The organism is Bacillus sp. Root131 (genome assembly GCF_001429475.1).
In the GTDB taxonomy this organism is placed as follows: Bacteria; Bacillota; Bacilli; order Bacillales; family Bacillaceae_G; genus Bacillus_A; species Bacillus_A thuringiensis_S.
The window spans coordinates 24,453-48,410 of the sequence record NZ_LMJQ01000014.1; the positions used below are offsets into that span (position 1 = coordinate 24,453).

Consider the following 23,958-nt stretch of genomic DNA (forward strand, 5'->3'; position numbering starts at 1 on the left):
ATCTTATTTTAGGCATTTATTACTTCTTTTTTTACATCTGGTAAGCCTTTTAATAAATTTTCAGCAATTGTTAACCACTTCGATGTCTCTAAACCATTTGTTTTCATAACAATTTTCAATTGTGATCCTTCCATTCCTAAACCGATCATACGTCCAAAACTATTTCCAAGCATGAATAATTTTCCACCATCAATATTTTGACTTGCTTGTTCAGAAAACAGGAATGTTACTTCAAATTTATTCTGTTTAATTAACTCAATTTGTTCTTTCATTGCCAACACTTTGATATTTGCAATTTGTAATAAATAACCGACTTCTTGTGGATAATCACCGAATCTATCGATCATTTCTTCCTGCAATTCTTCAATATCCTCAATTGCAGAAACACCTCTAAATTGTTTATACATCATAATTTTTTGCTTACTATCTGAAATATAAGCATCTGGTAAGTATGCATCTACCTCTAAGTCAATTTCAACATTAACTGTATTTTCAGCCCCATCTGTTCCTCTACGCTGTTCAATTGCATCTTTTAACATTTGAGAATATAGATCAAATCCGACAGAATCAATAAATCCATGCTGCTCTGCCCCTAACAAATTACCTGCTCCACGAATAGATAAATCTCTCATCGCAATTTTGAAACCAGATCCAAGTTCCGTGAACTCTTTAATTGCTTGCAGACGCTTCTCTGCAACCTCTGACAGCACTTTGTCACGTTTATAGGCAAAGTATGCATATGCAACACGATTAGAACGTCCAACACGCCCACGAAGCTGATACAACTGTGATAATCCCATACGATCTGCATCAAATACAATTAACGTATTTACATTCGGAATATCTACACCCGTCTCAATAATTGTTGTACTTACAAGAACATCATGCTGTCCTTCTAAAAATGATAGCATAACAGACTCTAATTCACTTTCGTTCATTTTCCCATGTGCGTATGTTACACGGGCATCTGGAACTAACATCGAAATTTCATCTGCTTTTCTTTCAATATCCTCTACACGGTTATATAGGAAGTAAATTTGACCGCCTCTTGCAAGCTCTCGCTCTATCGCCTCTCGCATTAATGCTGGATTATACTCTACTACATACGTTTGGACTGGGAAACGATTTTCTGGCGGTGTCTCAATAACAGATAAGTCGCGCACACCAAGCATAGACATATGAAGCGTCCGTGGAATCGGAGTTGCCGTTAATGTTAATACGTCAACATTCGCCTTCAATTGTTTAATTTTCTCTTTATGCGTCACACCAAATCTTTGTTCTTCATCAATAATAAGAAGCCCTAAATCTTTATAAGTAACATCTTTAGATAAAATACGATGTGTTCCGATTACAATATCTATTGTGCCATCCTTTAAACCCTTAATCGTTTCATTTTGTTGTTTTCTCGTACGGAATCTACTTAATAATCCTATATTGATTGGATAATCTTGAAAACGCTCTCGAATTGTTTCATAGTGTTGCTGCGCAAGAATCGTTGTCGGTACTAAAATTGCAACTTGTTTTTCATCCATAATTGCTTTAAATGCCGCACGAATAGCCACTTCAGTCTTTCCATACCCTACATCACCACAAAGGAGCCTATCCATCGGGCGTCCGCGTTCCATATCTTTTTTAATCTCGTCAATAGAACGTAACTGATCCTCTGTCTCTTGATATGGGAAAGATGATTCGAACTCTTGTTGTTCTGCTGTATCTGGCGTATATGCATAGCCTTTTGAAGCTTCGCGTTCAGCATATAGTTTAATTAGGTCATCCGCAATGTCTTGTACAGATTTTTCAACTTTCGTTTTAACCTTCTTCCAATCATTACCACCTAATTTGTAAACTTTTGGATCCTTACCTTCAGACCCTACATATTTTTGGACTTGATCAATTTGTTCAATTGGAACGTATAACTTATCATTACCTTGATATTTAATATTTAAATAATCTTTATGAACACCATTAATCTCTAATGTCTCAATACCTAAAAATTTACCTATACCATGATTTACATGAACTACATAATCTCCAACTTTTAATTCCGAATAACTTTTAATACGTTCAGCATTCGATAACTTTTGTTTACGTTGTGATTTTTTAACTTTCTTATGAAAAAGCTCCTTTTCAGTAATGACAACAAGCTTTTGCATCGGCATTTCAAATCCTGCATGTAAATCACCTACAGCAATTTGTAACCTTCCAGGCAATAAGATATCTGTACCTTCCACAATATCTGCCTCAATATCATAATCACTTAAAATATGTTGTAATTTTTTCACACGTTCATCATCTGTTCCAAGTACAACAGTCGTAAAATGCCCTTCATTCCATCTATCAATTTCTGTTTTTAACAAATTCATCTGTCCATGGAAATCTTGCATTGTTTTACATGTTACATTCACAATATTTTGCGGATGTGTGTGTGCAATATGACGCAAGAATAACGTTAAATATACAAAATTTCTTTTTTTATGATGAAGAAATCCCTCGAATGCGTGAGAGAAAGATAAATCTTGAATAATTGTTCCTTCACCAAGAAGTGATATATACCATTCCGCCTCTTCTGTTTCCAGATGTGATGCTGTTTCTTGAATACGGGAAATCTCATCTAAAATTACAACACCGTCTTCTGGTAAATAATCTATCAGACTAGCAGGTTCTTTATAGAAAATAGATAAGTATTTAAACATCTGTTCTATACTTTGCCCGTTTTTCAACATCTCAATTTCATGACTTACCGTCTCAAGTACTGTAGTCTTTAGTTTATCATCAGAAAGTTTTTGCATCGTCTTAGTCAAACCTTCTTCAAGATGCTGAATTCCTGATTTTAATTCTTCCTGTGAAAATAAAAACTCTGTTGCCGGACCAAACTTAACGCTTTCTTTTTTTCCTTGAGAACGCTGTTCATCCACATCAAATAATCGAATAGAATCGACTTCTGTATCGAAGAATTCAATACGAAATGGTAGTTCTTCAGTTAAAGGATAAATATCTAATATTCCCCCGCGCAAACTGAACTCCCCTGGAGCTTCTACCATCGACTTACGTTCATAGCCAATATGATGTAAAGTATGCAAGAGCGCATCTAAATCAATCTCTTGCCCTAGATTGATTTCAACTTGCTTTTGCTTCCACAATTCTTTTATTGGTAAAAATCTACGCAATCCTGCCACTGGAGCTACAATGATTCCATTCTCTCCAGCAGCCAAGCGATTTAACACTTCTATACGTTGCGCCTTCAATTCTGGACTTGCAACCCCAATTTCCGATGCTATAAGTTCATTCACTGGATATAGCCACACATCTTTTTCACCAAGTAACGCCACTAAATCTTCATGTACTTTTTGCGCTTGGTATAAGTTATGTGTCACGATTAATTGTGATTTTTTTGTTTTTTTATATAAAGCCGCCATTAATAATGAACGAGAAGACGTTGCCATCCCTGATATAAGTTGTTCCTTTAACCCATCTTCTAATCCATTAATAACTGATTGTATCTCTTTATTTTTATAAAATTGCTCTAATAAACCTATCATTTTTAAAACTCCTCTCAACATAAAGAGCAAGCCATTCTATTTTATGCAAATATTTCGGAAAAGGAAAACAGAAAAATGCTTTGGACATGCCAAAGCGACAACATTTTATTGCAGAAATTTTTCATATTCATAATACTCAGGATAAGATGCGAGCGTTTCTTGACACGATTCACAAATCGTTTTTATATATATATTTCCATTCTCATGAAAATGAATCATCTCTACTACTTCTTGCTCTGTTAGTTGAAATAAAACGTCGCTATATACTTTTTCTGCGTTAATGGAGCCTACATTACCTCCGCAGTGTCTGCAATAATAATACCCTTCCATACTAGCCTCCTAAAAATTAAATTACTACTAGTATGGGTAAAACAAAAAAGAAATATTCCTAATCTCATTTTTAACTATTGAAAGTATTCATGATTTGGAGAAAAGGCTTATTTAGCCACTCTTCACATGCATCCGCTGCTTTTTCAATAGAATGGTTAACATCCGGAATCTCTTCAGATGTAAAGCGTCCTAATACATAATCGACTACCTTCATTCCATTTTTCGGGCGATCAATTCCCATACGGATACGTTGAAATTCTTGTGTTCCTAGGTGTGAAATCGTTGACTTTACACCATTATGTCCACCAGCACTACCTTTCATGCGAAGACGCAATTTACCTACAGGAATGTCTAAATCGTCGTACATAACAACGAAGTCCTCAACATCAATTTTATAATAATCCATGAGTGGACGAATACTTTCTCCAGATAAATTCATATATGTTAGCGGCTTTAATAAGATTACCTTTTCTCCATTAACAAACCCTGCACCAAATACACCTTTAAATTTTTGTTCATTCAAAGAAATGTTCCAACGCTTCGCAAGTTCATCAATGGCCATAAATCCAATATTATGCCTTGTTAATTCATATTCTCTACCTGGGTTCCCAAGTCCTACTATCAATTTCATTCTTGTACCACTACTTTCTTTTTTCGATACGAAAAGACGTAACCAATTTTGGTTACGTCTCATTCTATCCAATTAATTGAATAATACACTCACAGATTCTTCTTCGTATACACGAATGATTGCTTCTCCGATTAATGGAGCAACTGAAAGTTCATGTACTTTGTCGATTTTCTTCTCTTCCGGTAATACGATAGAGTTCGTTACAACTAACTCTTTAATATTTGAATTTTGAATACGTTCAATTGCTGGACCAGATAATACTGGGTGTGTACAGCAAGCATATACTTCAGAAGCACCGTTCTCAACAAGAGCGTTTGCTGCTAATGTAATTGTACCAGCTGTATCAATGATGTCATCAATTAAAATCGCTGTTTTGCCTTCAATATTACCGATAATGTTCATTACCTCTGATACGTTCGGGCGAGGGCGACGCTTATCAATAATAGCGATTGGCGCTTTTAGACGATCTGCCATTTTTCTTGCACGAGTTACACCACCATGATCAGGAGACACGATTACGATATCTTTAAGACCTTTTGTTTCAAAGTAATCAGAAAGAATCGGTACACCCATTAAGTGGTCGATTGGGATATCAAAGAACCCTTGAATTTGTGGAGCATGTAAATCTAGAGTGATTACACGAGTTGCACCTGCTGTTTCAAGCAAGTTTGCTACAAGTTTCGATGTAATTGGTTCACGAGAACGCGCTTTACGGTCTTGACGCGCATAACCATAATAAGGAATAACAATATTAATTGTTTTCGCAGATGCACGTTTTAATGCATCGATCATAATAAGTAATTCCATGATATGTTCGTTTACTGGGAAGCTTGTAGATTGAATAATGAATACATCGCAACCACGGATACTTTCTTCAATGTTAATTTGAACTTCTCCATCACTAAAACGATCAACAGAACATTTTCCTAGTCCTACTCCAATATGCTTTGCAATCTGCTCAGCAAGTTCCTTATTAGAGTTTAAAGAGAATACTTTCAAATTAGAATTTAGATATTGAGTCGACATCTAGATTAACCCTCCACATTATGATTTTTTCTTATTCAGCAATTGATCAACATAGTCTTCTTTGTTAACTTGACGTGCACGTGCTACCGATAATGCTTTTGATGGAACATTCTCTGTAATTGTAGAGCCTGCTGCCACATAAGCACCATCTTCAACTGTTACTGGAGCAACAAGGTTTGAATTACATCCAATAAATACCCCATTACCAATCACAGTTTTGAATTTATTCTTACCGTCATAGTTCACCGTAATTGAACCACAACCAAGATTCACGTCTTCTCCAACTTGTGCATCCCCGATATAACTCAAGTGTGAAGCTTTACTTCTATTACCAAAGACAGTTTTTTTGATTTCCACGAAGTTTCCAACGCGTACTTCGTCTCCAATAACTGAATCTGGGCGAATATGTGCAAATGGACCAACCGATACTTCTGTACCAAGTTTACTATCATGTACAGTAGATTGACGAATTGTCGTACGATCTCCAATTTCACTATCACGAATTACTGTATGCGGTCCAATTTCACAATCAGAACCAATTACAGTGTTCCCCTCAATAATTGTTCCTGGATGAAGAACTGTATCACTACCGATAATTGCATCAGCAGAAATATAAGTGTTACTTGGATCAATAATTGTAACACCATTTACCATGTTCTTTCGGTTGATACGGTTTTTCATAATAATTTCCGCTTGCGATAGAGCGACTCTGTCGTTAACACCTAACGTTTCATCGAACTGCTCTGTTTGATAAGCTGATACGATATGACCTTCATTTTTTAAAATCTCAATAACATCTGGAAGGTAATATTCACCTTGTACGTTATCATTTGAAACTTTAGAAAGTGAAGCAAATAAAGCCTTATTATCAAAACAATACGTACCTGTATTGATTTCTTTAATAGCTAATTCTTTCTCATTTGCATCTTTATGCTCAACAATCTTTTCAACATGACCATTCTCATTACGAACAATACGGCCATATCCAGCAGGTTCTTCTATGTACGCTGTTAGCACCGTCGCCATTGCTCCTGCTTCTTTATGTTGCTGAAGTAATGCTTCCATCGTTTCAGCAGTTATTAGCGGCGTATCACCACAAATAACTAAAGTTGTTCCTTCTTCATTTGCAAGTACACTTGCAGCTTGATCTACAGCATGTGCTGTACCAAGTTGTTCTGCTTGTAATGCAAACTCACTTACGTTTCCTAGCTGTTCTTGTACCATTTCAGCACCATGTCCAACAACCGTTACAAGTTTCTGCAATCCTAATTGAGATACTTGATCGACTACGTGTTGTACCATGGGTTTTCCACATACAGGATGCAGCACTTTGTATAGCTTAGACTTCATACGTGTGCCTTTACCTGCAGCTAGAATCACTGCAAATCTGTTTGACATATAGACCCTCCATCGCAACCTATTTATCCATTAAAGATATTATCCTAAATCATCATATATTTCAAGAAACACATTTTAACTATTAAATTTTACCATAATTCTTATAAGATGTTTTACTCTTTAGTATCTTTTTTAAGAAATAAGCTATACTATTTAAAATGATTTTGAAAAAATTAGTAGTTTCTTCTTTTTATATTAATGAATTATGAAATTTACAAATATAAAGTAAAAAAAACAAACTCCTGTAAATGCTTACAGGAGTTTGCTACAAAATTATAAGGCTTTTCGTCAAAGCCCTTTTCATTCGAATTTTACGAAGCACCTGCTTCTTCAAACTCAACCTCTTCTAACTCGCCTAAACGATGATACTCTGTTAAAACCGCATCTTGAATTTTAGAGCGTGTACCAGAATTAATCGGATGTGCAATGTCACGGAACTCTCCATCTGGAGTACGTTTACTTGGCATTGCTACAAATAATCCATTATTACCATCAATTACACGAATATCATGAACAACAAATTCATGGTCCAAAGTAATAGAGGCAATTGCTCTCATGCGGCCTTCTGTGTTTACGCGGCGTAATCTTACGTCAGTCACTTCCATCTTGTGTTCACCACCCTTTTCTAAATAAGCGATATATTTGTATAAATTCCACAAATTTTCTATTTTCCCTTTAATTTTTTAAAAATTTTTAAGATAAAAATTTTTAATGTAGTTGAATATAGAGATTAGTGGAGGTTATCGCTTACAAAAGGTTACTTAACTAGGGCGATTACTTCAATTTCAACGGAAACATCTTTCGGTAATTTTGCTACTTGCACACAAGATCGAGCTGGTTTATGAGTAGAGAAATAAGAGCTATATACTTCATTCACTGCATTAAAATCATCCATGTCCTTTAAAAATACTGTTGTTTTTACGACTGTATCAAATGAAGCACCTGCTTCCTCTAATACCGCTTGTAAATTTTGAAATACTTGTTCTGTTTGTACTGTTACATCTCCTGTTACAAGCTCCCCATTTTCCGTTAATGGAATTTGTCCTGAGCTATAAAACATATTATTTACAATAATCCCTTGTGAGTAAGGTCCAATCGCTTGTGGTGCCTTGCTTGTTTGAACAACTTTCATACTTTTCAACCCTTTTATTATTTATTTTACTCTTTAAAAATAGTGTACGAAAGGCAGTTTGTCCATCTATTTTATAATCTATAAATAAAATAAAAAAAGATAGAGCTATCTGCTCTACCTTTTATTCAGCCTCTACAAGCCCTTCATCAAATGGTGCAAGAGAATAATTCCCTTTTTCCACTTGAATCGTTTTTTCTTTCACATCAACTTCCGATAGACGAATTAATGATACAAAATTATTAATTAGTCGTTCTTCAATATCTGTGGATTCTACTAATACACCAATACCAACAACATTAGCCTTGAACTCTTCTAACATACTCATCATACCTTGAATCGTTCCACCAGCTTTCATGAAGTCATCAATAATTAAAACATTCGATCCTTCTGGAAGGCTGCGTTTTGCTAATGTCATTGTTTGAATTCGTTTAGAAGAACCCGACACATAGTTAATACTAACAGTCGGACCTTCTGTTACCTTATTATCTTTCCTTGCAATTACAACTGGTACATCTAAGTAATTTGCCACTGCATAAGCAAGTGGAATCCCTTTCGTTGCCACCGTCATAACCGCATCAATTGATTGCCTAGCAAAAACAGAAGCAAACAAACGACCTGCGCCATTAATATGGCGAGGATTACTCAATAAATCTGTCATGTATAAGTAACCGCCAGGCAAAATACGATCTGGATTTTCAAATAAGCCACAAAGCTCATCAATAATTAGATCTGCCTCTTCTTCACTTATATACGGTATATATTTCACTCCTCCTGCTGCTCCTGGTATCGTTTGCAATGTGCCGACCCCTTGTTGTTCAAACGTTTGCTTAATAATAACTAAATCTTCACTAATGGAAGACTTAGCCGATTGATACCTTTCAGCAAAAAAAGTGAGAGATACTAGCTGACGAGGGTTTTGTAGCAAGTAATAAGTCATATCGACTAATCTTGTACTTCTTCTAATTTTCATACTCTCACCTCAAATCACGAATATTCTAAACAAATCATAACGTATTATACGTCTTTATTCAAGCGTTTCTCGCTCTCCTAATAAACGTACCGCATAGACCTGTTCACAAAATCCTTTTAACCCGTTATAAATGCGATGCATTCGAGAATCATGGTGTACAAGTCCAAATACAGTTGGACCACTTCCACTCATCAATACAGCATCCGCTCCGAATCGCTTCATCTGTGATTTAATACGTGCAACTTCAGGATGCATTCCAAATGTTACATCTTCTAAAACGTTACCAACAGTATCACAAATCCCTTTATAATCTCCAGAATTTATGACATCAACCATTTTATCTACATTTGGATGTGTAACTCGATTTAACTTTAAATTTCCATACACATCAGCAGTAGATACACCTATATGTGGTTTCGCTAAAATAACCCAACAAGAAGGCGGAGTCTTTATATGCTCAATTTTCTCTCCTCTTCCAGTGGCAATTGCTGTGCCGCCGTATACACAGAACGATACATCTGATCCAATTTCTGCGCCAAGCTCTGCTAACTCATCAATTGTAAGCCCTAAATTCCATAATTTATTAAGACCACGTAATGTCGCTGCTGCATCACTACTTCCACCTGCTAATCCAGCTGCTACTGGAATCGTTTTTTCAATAGTAATAGATACACCTTTTTTTACATTAAACTTCTCTTTTAATAATTTCGCTGCCTGATAAGCTAAATTTCGTTGGTCGTCTGGGACATACCGATTATGGGATAAAATTTCAATACGGTCTTCTGCTAATTCCGTTAGTTCTAGACGATCTGCTAAATCAATGGTTGTCATAATCATTTTCACTTCATGATATCCGTCTTGTCTTTTTCCCAGTACATCTAACGACAGATTAATCTTTGCTGGTGCTTTCACTAGTAGCTTCAATCTATTCACCCACTCTATGTACTCAATCTTTTATCGTTTATTTTACCATAAATTTATAGTAAGACGATGACACTTCCCTAATTATAACGAAAAGCATTCAGAATGAAACTACTTATGTAAAATGATGGCACCTTTTAGAGTACAAAAAGCCGAGGAATGTCTCCTCGGCTACCGTAGCATAGAAAGTATCTTACAACTACTGGTTTCGTTTCATTAATTGCTGTTCTGCAATTTCTATAGCACGTTTCACCATGTTACCAGCATCTTTCGCACGAATTCCGCCCCATCCTTCTTTCTGAACAACATCATAAAAGCCAAGCTCTTTTGCTAGCTCTTCTTTAAATTGGTTTGACATGACACCTCTTCGTCTACTCAATGCAGAGTCCCTCCTTATTTTGCTACGGTATAGTTAGTATGCAAAATAATATAGCTTTTCATTTATGGGAATATATGTAATGATATATGGATTATAAAATGACCTCATTATGAGGGTCTCCATAAAATGTTAACTCTACTGTCTCTGTTAAAACATCTGCATAACTATAAGATACACGTTGCAACGCATCTTCTTGTTGATCCAATTGTACAACAAAAACAGAACGGTATGTTTCTGCTAGTACACCTGATTGCTCCACAGTTTTTCTTCTTCCACTATTTGCTTTTAACATAAGTCGCTGTCCAAGATGGTGATCTAATTCGCTTTTAATTTCATCTAAACGTTTTGACATATACTTCGCTACACCTCGCTGTAATTTAGATTGAACACTTAAAGCACTATATATCTATCCTAATTATTAACCGCGATTCACAGCTAATATCATCTTGCGTTTGAATAGATAGAAGAAATACTATATTGTAAAAGTATCATTACGTAGTCTGTACGTTCTTGCCTCTTTTTATCCAAATTCATTTAAATCCTTCCATACAAAAAAGCAAGATACATATGTACCCTGCTTACTCTTCGTAATGTTGAAAAGGTAATCCCGTTCGTAAAATCCCTCTCGTTTCAATTCCACCTAGTCCCTTTTCACCAGTAATTGTATTACGTACGACATCCCATACATTGACTCTCTCCATAAATGAAGTAAAACTAATTTTACCAACTACATATACGGGATCTAGTGCATGAATATTAATTCTAGATGGTGAACTAGCGAAATTGGCCCCTGCACGAATTAGTGCCTCAAAGTGCGATTGACATGCCCCAGCAAAAATAACAAGTTGATCCAATGATGGATATTTTTTTCGCACTTCTCGAACAGCCTGTACAAAATGCCTTGAATGCCTATATGCCGCTAAATCTCCCTTCACTCCTTTCGATTTTGTATATGCATCATGCCCCGTAATAACGAGAATGTCTGGGCGAAAGTGATCTATTAAGTCTACTACTTTTTCATGCATCTCCGTTTCTTTACAATGAATACCTTGTACAGGAACGCCAATTTTGTTATATAAGTCTAAGCACTTGCGCAAATATAAAGGGTCTCCATCTATATGCAATACACGTCCCGGCATTTGAAAATAATTCACCTCACTTGTGTATCCACCAGTTGAAGTATGTTCATGCCTTTGTTTCATTAACACATAATCTTGTTGAAACAAACGATACGTGCGCTCCATTGTTTCTTTCTCACGCTTCACCCTTTTTTTATGTTCTCGTTGATCTATACTAATTAAATCTTCAAGTGGCGCATCCGCCACCAGTCTAATTTCCTCTCCAAACAATATAGCTATCTCGCCTTTTATTTCTATAATACGAAAAAGAATATCCCTCTTATGAGAATATCGTTCCACTAATTCTCCAACATGTAAAGCCATTCTCCTACCTCCAAACTCATTAGGCCATCTTACCTGTTTTTAAAATATGAATTTAGAGGGAGAAAGGTGACAAAAGGGACAGTTCAAGTTGAACTGTCCCTTTCATATTCTTATGATAATTTATGAAGAACCAATGCATTACTTAATGTTGCAAACTCTTCAATAGATAGCGTTTCGCCTCTTCGCTTTGGATCAATTCCTACTTCTGTTAAAATTCGATCCAATAATTCCTTATCTTTCGGGAAACCATTTAAATTATTTGATAAATTATTCATTAAAGTTTTACGGCGCTGTGCGAAACTTGCTCGTACTACTTCAAAGAAGAATGTTTCATCTGTCACCTCTACAACCGGTTTCGGACGCTTTAGAAGGCGAATAATTGCAGAATCAACATTTGGCTGTGGTACAAACACTGTACGCGGTACAGTCATAACTGTTTCAACTTCTGTATAATACTGAATGGCAATCGATAAAGAACCATACTCTTTCGTTCCAGGTTTAGCAGCTAAACGATCTCCAACTTCTTTTTGCATCATAACAACAAATCCACGAACTGGTAACTTTTCTTCAAGCAATTTAAATAAAATTGGCGTTGTAATATAGTATGGCAAGTTAGCTACTACCATTACATCTTGCCCTTCTTCAAATTGCTCATTAAATACTTCATGTACATCCGCTTTTAGTACGTCTTTATTAATAACTGTAACGTTACCATATGGTGCTAACGTCTCATCTAAAATTGGTAATAGTCTTTGATCAATTTCAAAAGCCACTACTTTTTTAGCACGCTTCGCTAATTGCTCTGTTAATGCACCGATACCTGGTCCAATTTCAATTGCACCACTTTCTGAACCAATTTCAGCATGATCGACAATACGATTTAATACATTTGTATCAATTAAAAAGTTTTGTCCTAAACTTTTTTTGAATGAAAATCCATACTTTTCAACAATGTCTTTTGTACGATTTGGCGTTGCGATATCCTTCATTTTTTTTCCTCCTGTATTACTTGCTTATAAGCTTCTCCAAATGATTCCTTTGAAACTTGAAACATCTGTAATCGTTTATGTAACTGTTTTGCATTTGTATAACCAATCTTTAATAGCTTACCCATTTTTTCTCTGCGGCTCTTTGCCATTTCTCCGCCCACTAAGCCTGCATCGACTAAATCACTCCAACTAATTTCACTTGTATAAACTTCCATTTCTTCATGTATATTCTCTAGAGCACGGCGGATCGACTCATTAGAAGCATGTTCGATCCCAACTCCCTTTTTCCTTTTAGCAAGCGCTTCTTCCTTCGGTAAAAAGGCATGCTTACAGCCGGGAACCTTGTCAGAAATAATTTTTCGAATACGCTCTCCAGGATAATCCGGATCCGTGAAAATAATAACGCCCCTTTTTTGTTGCGCTAATTTAACTTGCTCAATAACATGATCACCGATTGCTGAACCGTTCGTTTCAATTGTATCCGCATCAACAGCACGCTTAATCGCAACTGTATCATCTTTACCTTCTACAACGATAATCTCTTTTATTTTCATGCTTGCCTCCACACTCGTTTCGTCTCTACTTAGTAAAACAAAAAAATGACGACTTTTCCATTATTATTTTCCCCATTCTTATATTTTAAAAAATAGAATAGAAAAATCTTTGTTCTCTGTCCTTATTGTAACACTTCATCATTCACATTTATTTTCTTCATCACTTCTACTAGTGTTTTTTCAAAATAAAAAAGAACAGGTTTCCCCATTCTTTTTTATTCAACACCAAATAAAAATTTTGCATTTTTGGTTGTCATTTCTGCTACTTCCTCATAAGAAATTCCTTTTAAATTCGCAATTTCTTCTGCTACGAGTTTTACATAACTCGGTTCATTTCGTTTCCCTCGAAATGGATGCGGCGTTAGATACGGACAATCCGTCTCTATTAACAATTTCTCTAATGGAATCTCCGTAGCAACCTCTTTCGGCTTCTTAGCATTTTTAAATGTAACTGGTCCGCCTAACGAAATTAAAAAGTTCATATCAACACATCGCTCTGCTACTTCTACGCTGCCGCTAAAGCAATGCATAATGCCTCCTACTTCAGCTGCATTCTCTTCTTCTAGAATATCAACAATATCTTGAGTTGCATCGCGGTTATGTATAATAATCGGCAATTTCACTTTTTTAGCTAATGTAATTTGTTTACGGAATACTTCTTTCTGTATTTCTTTTGGAGACTTATCCCAGTGATAATCTAAACCCATTTCTCCAAGTGCAACGACTTTAGGATGAGAAGCAAGTTCTTCTAACCAAGCTAAATGTTCTTCTGTCATGTCAATTGCATCAACTGGATGCCATCCAACCGCAGCGTAAATAAAATCATAGGCTTCAGCTAATTCCATCGCCTTTTTTATCGTTACTTCATCAAAACCAACAACAACTGTATAAGTAACTCCCGCTTCTTTCATTCGGGCAATAACTTCTTGCAAATCTTCTTCGAATTGCTCTGCATTCAAATGTGAATGTGTATCAAACAACATAATACATAACTCCTTTTATATTGAAATCAAGTTTATTCTACAAAAATAAGTTCTTTAATAACTTAACGATAACAATACTACAATCTTAATGCAAAAATAGAGAGTGTAAAAAGAAAAAAGACGCTTCACACATGTTACACGTGAAACATCTCTTTTCTTGTCTTAATTACTTGATTTTTGTACCATTTGGTAGATTTTGATCAATTGATGCTAATGACAATACGCCATTCTCTTCACCCGCTAAAATCATACCTTGCGATAATTCACCGCGTAATTTTACAGGTTTTAAGTTTGTTACACAAATAACCTTTTTACCTTTTAGGTCCTCTGGCGAATAGAATTTCGCAATTCCAGAAACAACTTGACGCTTTTCTGTGCCTAAGTCTAGTTGAATTTTTAACAACTTGTCTGCTTTTTTCACAGGTTCAGCAGATAGTACTTCAGCTACGCGTAATTCTACTTTAAAGAAATCATCAATTGTAATTTCTTCTGCCTTCGGTTCTTCTTCTTTTTTCTCTTCTACTTTAGGAGCAGAGCTTTTCATTTGTTCCTTAATGTACTCTACTTCCACTTCCATTTCTAAGCGAGGGAAAATTGGGTTTCCTTTTTCTACTTTTGTTCCAGCTGGAATACAGCCAATTGTAGATAGACTTTCCCAAGATTTATGAGCCTCATCAGTAAGGCCAAGCTGAGCGAACATCTTGCTTGGTGCTACTGTTAAGAATGGCATAAGCATAATACCTGTTTGACGAAGTACTTCTGCTAAATGAGCCATTACAGAAGCTAACTTTTCACGATCATTCTCATCTTTCGCTAATACCCATGGTTGTGTTTCATCAATATATTTGTTCGTACGACTAACCAATTGCCAAATAGATCCTAACGCTACAGAGAACTCCATATTCTCCATTGCCTCTTCTACTTTTTTCAATGTATCTTTTGCAAACGTTACTAACGTTTCATCAAATTCCGTTACATTCGCTTTAAATGCAGGGATTTCTCCGTTAAAGTACTTATCAATCATAGCTACTGTACGATTTAATAAGTTACCTAAGTCATTTGCTAGATCGAAATTAATACGCTCCACAAATCCTTCTGGTGTGAATACACCGTCAGATCCGAATGGAACTTCACGAAGTAAGTAATAACGTAATGCATCTAATCCGTAACGATCGATCAATGTAACTGGATCTACTACGTTTCCTTTTGACTTACTCATCTTTCCATCCTTCATTAAAATCCAGCCATGAGCAAAGACTTTTTTCGGAAGAGGTAAATCTAATGCCATTAAAATGATTGGCCAATAAATTGTATGGAAACGAACGATTTCTTTTCCAACTAAATGCACATCTGCCGGCCAGAATTTCTTATACATCTCTTCATTTTCTGTTCCATAACCTAATGCTGTAATGTAGTTAGATAATGCGTCAACCCATACGTAAATAACGTGTTTCGGATTACCTGGAACACGAACTCCCCAGTCAAATGAAGTACGAGAAACTGCTAAATCTTCTAAGCCTGGTTTAATGAAGTTATTAATCATTTCATTCTTACGAGACTCTGGCTGAATGAAATGTGGATTATCTTCATAGAATTTTAATAGTCTGTCGACATATTTACCCATTCTAAAGAAATATGATTCTTCACGAACAAGTTCTACATCATGACCACTATCTGGACTTTTTCCTCCAACTACTTTGTCACCTTCCATAATTGGATCTACTAATTGATGCTCCGTATAGAATGTCTCATCTTGTACAGAATACCAACCTTCATATTCATCAAGATAAATATCACCTTGATCTACTAGTTGCTTAAAGATTTTTTCAACAACATCTTTATGACGATCTTCAGTTGTACGAATAAAATCATCATAAGAGATATCCATCTTCTCCCAAAGTTCTTTAATTCCTGCAACAATATTATCCACATATGCTTGTGGTGTAATATTTAATTCTTCTGCTTTTTTTTGGATTTTCTGTCCATGCTCATCAGTTCCTGTTAAATAATGAACATTGTATCCTTGCATACGCTTATATCGTGCCATTGCATCTCCTGCTACTGTCGTATAAGCATGTCCAATGTGTAATTTTCCACTTGGATAATAAATTGGGGTAGTAATATAAAAGGACTTATTTTCCTCTGTCATTGTTTTGGACCTCCCGAATAACCTCATATGTATTTATAAACAGTATATCAAAAACTCATATATAAAGTGAAACTTTAATCAGCGGGGTTTTTGTTCATCCCCACTGATTATTAGCCCACATCAATCGGGCTTTTACGAGCAGCCCGAATCTCACTTATCTTCTTTACCCCAACCTAATTTTGAATTTGGGTTCTTAATGCTCGATATCTTTATCATCTATTGCTCATATTCCAAAAAAATATACAATCTCCACTTAAAATTTGTTAATTTTTCAGAAAACAATGTAAATAATTGTGGAATTTCCTCTCAATCTATTATATATAAGAAATCTATAAATCTTTTTAAAAAATATAGAATTTAAGAATTGACGGAAATGTAAATGATTGGTATCATATGTCCATAGGGTATTTTGTCGAAAAATGACGAATCTAAAAATAGACTCGAAACTTATAAACTATTTATTTAGGAGGAAAAAAATTATGAAATCTACTGGTATTGTTCGTAAAGTTGATGAATTAGGTCGTGTAGTAATTCCAATCGAATTACGCCGTACTTTAGGTATTGCAGAAAAGGATGCTCTTGAAATCTATGTTGATGACGAGAAAATCATCTTAAAAAAATATAAACCAAACATGACTTGCCAAGTAACTGGTGAAGTATCTGACGGTAACCTTTCTTTAGCTGAAGGTAAAATCATCTTAAGCAAAGAAGGCGCTGAGCAAATCTTAAACGAACTTCAAGATTATATCGAAACAGCAAAATAAGCTTCTCAATTATGAGAAGCTTATTTTTTATCGACATGATAGATTTGATATACATCTCTTTTCGACAAATCTCGATCTTTAGCGACTGTTTTAATCGCTTCTTTTGAATTCATACCTTTTTCATTTATATAGTGTTCAATATGATCATATACTGAAAGAGATTCCCACCATTGTTCTTCTGGAGCAGGTTCTTCTGTCGAACCAGCTACTAAAATACAAAACTCACCACGTACCTCATTTTGCTTCGTCCACTCAATTGCTTCTTCGACTGTTCCTCGAATAAATTCCTCAAATTTTTTCGTTAACTCCCGACATAATACAATCTCTCTATTTCCCAACACTTCCTGCATCGAAATTAAAGTATCATCTAAACGATGAGGCGCTTCATAAAACATCATTGTAGTTTGTACATAACGAAGCTTTTCTAACTCCATCTTTCGTTCCTTTTTATTTCTCTGCAAGAAACCATAGAAATAAAACTGCTTTGTTTCAAGACCAGATGCAATTAATGCTGTAAGGGCTGCATTTGCTCCAGGAAGCGGAATTACATGATATTGCTCAGCTACTGCCTCAACAACAATATCGTAACCTGGATCAGAAATACACGGCATACCAGCGTCACTAACAAGTGCTACATTCTTTCCATCCTCTAATTTCTCTAATATTTTCTTCCCACTTACTTCTTTATTGTGCTCATGATAACTCGTGACAGGTGTTTCAATTTCAAAATAATTACAAAGTTTTTTCGTTTGTCTCGTATCTTCAGCAGCAATTAAATCAACTTCTTTTAAAATTCGGATTGCACGAAATGTCATATCTTCTAGATTTCCAATAGGAGTTGGTACTAAATATAAAACTCCCTTTTCATTTTGTTGAAAGCTTTTTTGTTGCCACATAGCGTTCTCCTTTTTGCATATATGCCTCTTTTTGTTTTCTCGTTAATTGCTTAAAATAATACTCCGCTTGCATAGCTGTACGCTTATCATCGTGGGTCTCTACATACTTTAAAACGACAGGACGCCTGACGCGTGTATACCTAGCTCCTTTGCCGCTATTATGAGTCTGAATTCGTTTTTCGATATGGTTTGTATATCCAGCATAATAACTTCCATCAGAGCACTCTACCACATAAAAAAAATGCTTATTCTTCTCCATATAAAATTGAACGTATCTCCTTTGTATATTCGTTATTGTTCTCGTATACAACGAGGGGTGGTAAAATTTTCAAATCTGCATTCCCATCCTTAATTCCTTCAATTAACAATGTATTTGCTTCTTTTCCAACCTTAGGATAAACAAATCGCACACGCTTTGGTTCAATTTTATATTTACGCATTAATGTGACGATGTCGAGTAATCGTCCTGGACGATGTACAAATGCTACTTTCCCGCCTTGTTTTACTAACTGACTACTTGCAGATACAACATCTTCTAATGTACACATAATTTCATGACGAGCTATCGCTAAATGTTCATTCATATTTTTCTCTGAAGTTTGAGGTGTTTGAAAATATGGTGGATTACATGTAACAACATCATATTGGTGACGCCCGAGTTTCTCTGGCATATCTTTCAAATCTCCATGTATGAGGTGAATTCTTTCTTTCAGCCCATTATATTGAACACTTCTTACTCCCATATCATATAAGCGTTCTTGAATTTCCACACCAGTAATCTTTCCTTTTGTTCTTGTACTTAATAAAAGGGGGACAACCGCGTTACCTGTACACAAATCAAGTAAATTCCCCTTTTGAATTGGTACCCATGCGAAATCCGCAAGTAAAACCGCATCTAAAGAAAAATTAAATACTGATGGGCTTTGTATAATCTTCATGTCTTGCGCTAATAAGTAATCTAAACGTTCATCTTCATATAAATTCATATACTGCTCCTTTTCTTACCCTTAACCTACCCTATTTCATGTATAAAAAATTACCTTTCCAATTATAATTGGAAAGGTAATTTCACTTTTTATTTAAGAATGACAGACAGAACAAACAATCTCCCTCTTTACGTACACTTCCATAATGTAGATTGCAAATATGAAAACCTTCTTGATACAGTCTCGCTAAATTGTCATAGCCCTCACCAATATCTGTTTTCGGCTTCACTTCTTTACGTTTTTGAGGTTTTTGTTTTTCTTTATTCTGCACTTCTTCAAAACGGCGTCGCAAATTGTTATTTTCCATTTTTATATGCTGGTTTTCTTCCAACAACTCTGCAAGATGCTGTTTTAACTCTCCCAACTGTTTGTATAAATGTCCAATTTGCTCTTCCATACTAGAAACCGATTCAAAAATATCTTTTTTCTCCACAAGCACCCACCTCATTAATCTGTGGTTTGACTCGAAACGACCCCTTTATTCACTAACTCATCTAACGTATATTCTACTATCCGTTCCTTGTCTACTAGTTCCACTTGAATTAATCTTTCTAAAATATTTAATCCGATAACACGGCCAGTACCATGCGGGGTTTGTATACGTTGATCTAAATCAGGAAGTTGTTCCTTTGCTGCCTCATATTCATCATTCTCATATTTTAAGCAACACATTAAGCGACCACATAAACCAGAGATTTTTGCAGGATTTAATGATAAATTTTGATCCTTTGCCATTTTGATGGATACAGGTTCAAAATCTCCTAAAAAAGTAGAACAACAAAGCATACGACCACATGGACCAATACCACCTAGCATCTTCGCTTCATCACGAACACCAATTTGTCTTAGTTCAATTCTTGTTCTAAAAATTGCCGCTAAGTCCTTCACTAGTTCGCGGAAATCGATCCGACCATCCGCAGTAAAATAGAAAATAATCTTATTACGATCGAATGTATACTCTACATCTACAAGTTTCATATCAAGATTATGCTCTACTACCTTTTGTTGACAGACTTGATATGCTTCTTTTGCAGCATGTTTGTTCTCTTCAACAATGGTACGATCATTTTCATTTGCAATACGAATAACCTTTTTTAGCGGTAATACAACGTCGTTTTCATCAACTTGCTTTTTGGTAATAACTACTTTTCCGTATTCAATACCTCTTACCGTTTCTACAATGACAAACTCATTTTCAGAGATATCGAACTGATTTGGATCAAAGTAATATACCTTTCCGGCCTTCTTAAAGCGAACACCTACTACATCATACAAAACGGTCATCCCTCCTGCAACCGCAACACTAACTGTTCGAACACAAGCTGCGCATTTACATTAGCGTTGATTCTATTTTTTGCCTCTAATATATTAAAGAGAGCTGATACAATGCGCTTCTGAGCATAGGAAAACGATTCAAACATCTCTTTCTGCTCATGAAAAACAAGACGATCTTCTTCTCCAAGTTGAACATATAGTAAATCCTTATAAATAAGGAGTAACATATCTAAACCTTGTTGTAATTGTTCTTTCTCTCCAAAGTGTTTTCCCCATTTTTCTTGTACAAAAAAAATAGAGGTTTTATCTTTTTCGAGCGCTTCACATAATTTTATCACTAAAGCTCGTGCTTGTGCAAACCATTCATCACTACATAAAGCTAAAGCTTCATCAAAACTATTTGTGAGTTGAGCAGCAAGTGTCGATAAAGATGCTGTAATACCTTCTTCCTGTAATCTTCTAATTAAAGATTCCGTAGGTAACGGTCTAAACGTAACAACTTGGCAGCGAGATAAAATCGTATTTAAAATTTGATGACTTTGTTCAGTAAGTAAAATAGCGGTTGTATCACTACTTGGTTCTTCTAAAAATTTCAAAAGTGTATTTGCCGCATTTGCTGTCATACGATCTGCGTGCTCAATAATATATAATTTTTTATTTGCCTCTAATCCTGTTTTTGAAAACTCTTCTTGTAAATCATGAATTTGCTGCTTCTTAATAGATAATCCGTCTGGTTTTACAATATGTAAGTTAGGGTGGTTACCTGAATCAATTCGCTTACAATTTGTGCATACATGGCAGGGCTCTACTCCATTCCGCTGAGAACAGAGGAAACTCTTTGCCATTTGAATTGCTGTCGCAAACTTTCCCGTACCTTTCCCTCCCTCTAACAAGTAAGCGTGGGATATACGCTCTTTTGCAATGCTATTCATCAACATTTTTACACCGATGGGTTGTATAGCAGAAAGCTGCTCCCACGTCTTCATCATAATGCATACCTCACTTATTTCATTCTTTCCTTCTATTATAACAATTTATCTTCTATAATCTGAACAACTTCTTCTATAAGTTTTTCCATCGGCTGATCAGCATTTACCAATACAATACGATCCGAGAAACGTTCTACAACTTGTAAATACCCTTCGCGCACACGTTTATGGAAAGAGATATCTTCCATATCTAGTCGATTTACTTCACGTCCTGCATCTTTTTCAATTCGAGCCAAACCAACCTCAGGCTCAATGTCTAGATAAATTGTTAAACTAGGCATACAGTCCTCTGTTGCGAAACGATTTATTTCAAATACCTTATCCATACCCAACCCTCTTGCATAGCCTTGATATGCTAAAGAACTATCTATAAAACGATCACATAGCACGAGATAGTTCTCATTAAGTGCTGGCATAACTTTTTCTACTAAATGCTGTCTGCGCGCAGCAGCATAAAGAAGCGCTTCTGTACGTGCTTCCATCATCGTATATTCTTGTTTATGTAAAATCGTCCTAATGTCCTCAGAAATTGCAATACCACCTGGTTCCCTTGTCGCCATTACCTTTTGTGCTTTTTGTTCAAAATATGGTAATAAGCTTTTAATTAACGTTGTTTTACCTGAACCTTCTGGACCCTCAATTGTTACAAATAATCCCTTCATCCTAAAACCTACTTTCTATATCATACACTTTCATATATTTCGTATTACCTTGAAAACGAGCTCCTGCTCTCTCTAAATACATAATTTGCTCTTTATGCTCTGAAGTAATTCTCTCTCCATACATAACCAATGGAATTCCAGGTGGATACGGAATTACCATTTCCGCCGCTATCATTCCAACAGCCTCTTCTATAGATACTATCTTTGTTCCATATCCTTCTAGTTGTTTATACGTATACGGCAAAGGAGAGAATTCACCTTTATAAGTATAACGAATAGATTCCCTCTTGTCTTTCACGTCATAATGTTGCAATGCTACTCGGATCATCTCTATAACCTTCATATACTCCTCATTTACTTGCAGGGGTAAAATAAATAGGACATTGTACGGATCAGCCATCTCTGTATATATACCGACATTTTCAAATACGGACTGTAATTCGTACCCTGATAACTGACAACGAGTTTGTACGGTAACCTTTAGCTCGTCTTGCAACGGATATTCTAAAATGGCGATTTGTGGAATAGAACGTAACTGTTCCTTAAATCTCCGTAAAAACTCAACAATTTCACCATGTCCTTCTTCTTTTATACGCGCCATTGTAAAGCGTGCTATATCCAAGGAAGCCATAATTGGATACGATGGACTACTAGATTGTAGCATACTTAAATAAGTAGTAACCTTCTCTTCGTCTACTAAGTGACTATTTATATGTAAATAGGAACCCATTGTCATTGCGGGTAATGTTTTATGTGCAGAATGAACTACAATATCTGCACCATATGTTAACGCTGATTTTGGGAATGGTTCTCCCAAACAAAGATGTGCCCCATGTGCCTCATCTACCAAAACAGGGATTTTATGTGCATGTGCAAAAGCGATGCTTGCCTCTAAATCCATCCCCATACCATAATAATTAGGATGCGTTAAAATGAGTGCTTTCGCATTTGGATATTTTCCAATTGCTTTCTTAATAATTTCATTACGAACTCCCACTGGTACGTTATAAGCTTCATCAATCCATGGATCTAAAAAAATGGGATTTGCTCCCGCTAGTTTTAAACCATTAATAATTGATTTATGACAATTTCTTTGTACAAGAACAATATCATGTTCCCTGCAACAAGACAAAATCATTGCTAAGTTCCCGACTGTTGAACCATTAATTAAAAAATAACTTCTCTTTGTATCATACACTTCAGTCAATAATTGTTGTGCCTCATCTATACATTCAAACGGACTATGCAAATCATCCAGTCCTGCTAACTCAGTTACATCAATAGATAGAATATCTTTAAACTCTCTTATTGCCTTCTGAGGGAAGTTTAAACCATTCTTATGACCTGGAACATGAAAAGATAACGACCCTCTTTCTTTAAACTCTATTAACGCCTCATATAAAGGCATATGATTTTGATTCATCTACATCTCTTCCTTATAATTCATTCTCCATCTATTATACAGAACAAAAAAAATAATAGGCATATGCCTATTTAAAAATATGATACTTCTAATTTTCGAAGTTGCTTTAAATAATGTATATATTTTGGATCATCTGTCTCTGTGTTCACCATATCCTTTTCACATTCATAACATATTAAATTATTATAAACATATATACCTTCTTTTCTTTTTGTCTCACAAACAATACAAACTTCACTTTGTAATTTCATAACCTTCCCTCCCTATTTAAGTGAACCTATTTTATACTTCTAATCCTTAACAATTTCCAGAAAAATATACACCCATCTCTTATATAATATGATTAACTCTTGGGCAACGTGTTTGTATTACAATTACTTCTTTCCCATTCTTTTTAACAATACAAAAAAACACGAGTCAAATGACTCGTGTTTTAGTTGCTTGGCGACGTCCTACTCTCACAGGGACAAGGTCCCAACTACCATCGGCGCTAGAGAGCTTAACTTCCGTGTTCGGTATG

Annotated in this window: 26 protein-coding genes; 1 reads left to right on the forward strand and 25 read right to left on the reverse strand. The window is 35.5% G+C overall.

What is annotated here, in order from left to right; translation table 11 throughout:
• Positions 1–8: 8 nt before the first annotated feature.
• The 16 genes from mfd to metG all read right to left on the reverse strand — a co-directional run bounded on the left by mfd (position 9) and on the right by metG (position 16,470).
• A complete protein-coding gene (gene mfd / locus ASE54_RS23360; protein WP_000579721.1) occupies positions 9–3,539 on the reverse strand; it encodes a transcription-repair coupling factor in 3,531 nt (1,176 codons plus the stop codon).
• Between the two features lie 105 nt (positions 3,540–3,644).
• Complete coding sequence (locus tag ASE54_RS23365; RefSeq protein WP_000399438.1) at positions 3,645–3,869, reverse strand: anti-sigma-F factor Fin family protein; 225 nt, start codon at positions 3,867–3,869, stop codon at positions 3,645–3,647.
• 70 nt (positions 3,870–3,939) lie between these two features.
• Complete coding sequence (gene pth, locus ASE54_RS23370) at positions 3,940–4,500, reverse strand: aminoacyl-tRNA hydrolase (RefSeq protein WP_000767702.1); 561 nt, start codon at positions 4,498–4,500, stop codon at positions 3,940–3,942.
• A 72-nt stretch (positions 4,501–4,572) separates the two neighbouring features.
• Positions 4,573–5,526, reverse strand: a complete 954-nt coding sequence (locus tag ASE54_RS23375) for a ribose-phosphate diphosphokinase (RefSeq protein ID WP_000107420.1) — start codon at positions 5,524–5,526, stop codon at positions 4,573–4,575.
• Between the two features lie 18 nt (positions 5,527–5,544).
• A complete protein-coding gene (glmU, locus tag ASE54_RS23380) occupies positions 5,545–6,924 on the reverse strand; it encodes a bifunctional UDP-N-acetylglucosamine diphosphorylase/glucosamine-1-phosphate N-acetyltransferase GlmU (protein WP_000071039.1) in 1,380 nt (459 codons plus the stop codon).
• Between the two features lie 311 nt (positions 6,925–7,235).
• Positions 7,236–7,529 carry a septation regulator SpoVG gene (spoVG, locus tag ASE54_RS23385; RefSeq protein WP_000454041.1) on the reverse strand — a complete coding sequence of 98 codons (294 nt, stop codon included), beginning with the start codon at positions 7,527–7,529 and terminating at the stop codon, positions 7,236–7,238.
• Between the two features lie 152 nt (positions 7,530–7,681).
• A complete protein-coding gene (locus ASE54_RS23390) occupies positions 7,682–8,056 on the reverse strand; it encodes a RidA family protein (RefSeq protein WP_000869823.1) in 375 nt (124 codons plus the stop codon).
• A 121-nt stretch (positions 8,057–8,177) separates the two neighbouring features.
• Positions 8,178–9,026 (reverse strand): pur operon repressor, encoded by an 849-nt coding sequence (gene purR / locus ASE54_RS23395; RefSeq protein WP_000702467.1) that lies wholly within the window; start codon positions 9,024–9,026, stop codon positions 8,178–8,180.
• Positions 9,027–9,080: 54 nt separating this feature from the next.
• Positions 9,081–9,950 carry a 4-(cytidine 5'-diphospho)-2-C-methyl-D-erythritol kinase gene (gene ispE / locus ASE54_RS23400; protein WP_000772104.1) on the reverse strand — a complete coding sequence of 290 codons (870 nt, stop codon included), beginning with the start codon at positions 9,948–9,950 and terminating at the stop codon, positions 9,081–9,083.
• 196 nt (positions 9,951–10,146) lie between these two features.
• A complete protein-coding gene (locus ASE54_RS23405; protein ID WP_000070633.1) occupies positions 10,147–10,305 on the reverse strand; it encodes a small, acid-soluble spore protein, alpha/beta type in 159 nt (52 codons plus the stop codon).
• 112 nt (positions 10,306–10,417) lie between these two features.
• Complete coding sequence (locus ASE54_RS23410) at positions 10,418–10,678, reverse strand: Veg family protein (protein ID WP_000044347.1); 261 nt, start codon at positions 10,676–10,678, stop codon at positions 10,418–10,420.
• A 226-nt stretch (positions 10,679–10,904) separates the two neighbouring features.
• Positions 10,905–11,768, reverse strand: coding sequence for a sporulation peptidase YabG (yabG, locus tag ASE54_RS23415; protein WP_001173734.1), 864 nt, complete (start codon positions 11,766–11,768; stop codon positions 10,905–10,907).
• A 110-nt stretch (positions 11,769–11,878) separates the two neighbouring features.
• Positions 11,879–12,757, reverse strand: coding sequence for a 16S rRNA (adenine(1518)-N(6)/adenine(1519)-N(6))-dimethyltransferase RsmA (rsmA, locus tag ASE54_RS23420; RefSeq protein WP_000651548.1), 879 nt, complete (start codon positions 12,755–12,757; stop codon positions 11,879–11,881).
• On the reverse strand, positions 12,754–13,311 hold the full coding sequence (gene rnmV, locus ASE54_RS23425) for a ribonuclease M5 (protein WP_000692840.1): 558 nt from the start codon (positions 13,309–13,311) through the stop codon (positions 12,754–12,756). Before rnmV ends, rsmA begins: the two co-directional genes overlap by 4 nt.
• Positions 13,312–13,526: 215 nt before the next feature.
• On the reverse strand, positions 13,527–14,294 hold the full coding sequence (locus ASE54_RS23430) for a TatD family hydrolase (RefSeq protein ID WP_000895845.1): 768 nt from the start codon (positions 14,292–14,294) through the stop codon (positions 13,527–13,529).
• Positions 14,295–14,460: 166 nt separating this feature from the next.
• Positions 14,461–16,470: a methionine--tRNA ligase gene (gene metG, locus ASE54_RS23435; protein WP_003255999.1), complete on the reverse strand. Its 2,010-nt coding sequence runs from the start codon at positions 16,468–16,470 to the stop codon at positions 14,461–14,463.
• Positions 16,471–16,922: 452 nt separating this feature from the next.
• Between metG and ASE54_RS23440 the strand changes: the two genes are divergently transcribed.
• A complete protein-coding gene (locus ASE54_RS23440; protein WP_000843036.1) occupies positions 16,923–17,207 on the forward strand; it encodes an AbrB/MazE/SpoVT family DNA-binding domain-containing protein in 285 nt (94 codons plus the stop codon).
• A 20-nt stretch (positions 17,208–17,227) separates the two neighbouring features.
• On the opposite strand, the gene rsmI is transcribed toward ASE54_RS23440, so the two are convergent.
• The 9 genes from rsmI to ASE54_RS23485 all read right to left on the reverse strand — a co-directional run bounded on the left by rsmI (position 17,228) and on the right by ASE54_RS23485 (position 23,689).
• On the reverse strand, positions 17,228–18,103 hold the full coding sequence (rsmI, locus tag ASE54_RS23445) for a 16S rRNA (cytidine(1402)-2'-O)-methyltransferase (RefSeq protein ID WP_000267816.1): 876 nt from the start codon (positions 18,101–18,103) through the stop codon (positions 17,228–17,230).
• A complete protein-coding gene (locus tag ASE54_RS23450; RefSeq protein ID WP_000414353.1) occupies positions 18,072–18,362 on the reverse strand; it encodes a GIY-YIG nuclease family protein in 291 nt (96 codons plus the stop codon). The genes rsmI and ASE54_RS23450 overlap by 32 nt, the downstream gene beginning before the upstream one ends.
• A complete protein-coding gene (locus ASE54_RS23455) occupies positions 18,349–19,089 on the reverse strand; it encodes a tRNA1(Val) (adenine(37)-N6)-methyltransferase (RefSeq protein ID WP_001055358.1) in 741 nt (246 codons plus the stop codon). The genes ASE54_RS23450 and ASE54_RS23455 overlap by 14 nt, the downstream gene beginning before the upstream one ends.
• Before the next feature lie 82 nt (positions 19,090–19,171).
• On the reverse strand, positions 19,172–19,522 hold the full coding sequence (yabA, locus tag ASE54_RS23460) for a DNA replication initiation control protein YabA (protein WP_000412064.1): 351 nt from the start codon (positions 19,520–19,522) through the stop codon (positions 19,172–19,174).
• A gap of 14 nt (positions 19,523–19,536) precedes the next feature.
• A complete protein-coding gene (locus ASE54_RS23465; protein ID WP_000272429.1) occupies positions 19,537–20,364 on the reverse strand; it encodes a stage 0 sporulation family protein in 828 nt (275 codons plus the stop codon).
• Positions 20,365–20,369: 5 nt separating this feature from the next.
• Entirely contained in the window at positions 20,370–21,353 is a 984-nt protein-coding gene (gene holB, locus ASE54_RS23470) for a DNA polymerase III subunit delta' (protein WP_000978578.1), read from the reverse strand.
• A gap of 35 nt (positions 21,354–21,388) precedes the next feature.
• Positions 21,389–22,015: a dTMP kinase gene (gene tmk, locus ASE54_RS23475; protein ID WP_000677218.1), complete on the reverse strand. Its 627-nt coding sequence runs from the start codon at positions 22,013–22,015 to the stop codon at positions 21,389–21,391.
• Between the two features lies 1 nt (position 22,016).
• On the reverse strand, positions 22,017–23,438 hold the full coding sequence (locus ASE54_RS23480) for an aminotransferase class I/II-fold pyridoxal phosphate-dependent enzyme (RefSeq protein ID WP_001073008.1): 1,422 nt from the start codon (positions 23,436–23,438) through the stop codon (positions 22,017–22,019).
• A gap of 71 nt (positions 23,439–23,509) precedes the next feature.
• Positions 23,510–23,689 (reverse strand): sigma factor G inhibitor Gin, encoded by a 180-nt coding sequence (locus ASE54_RS23485; protein ID WP_000776279.1) that lies wholly within the window; start codon positions 23,687–23,689, stop codon positions 23,510–23,512.
• Positions 23,690–23,958: the final 269 nt, after the last annotated feature.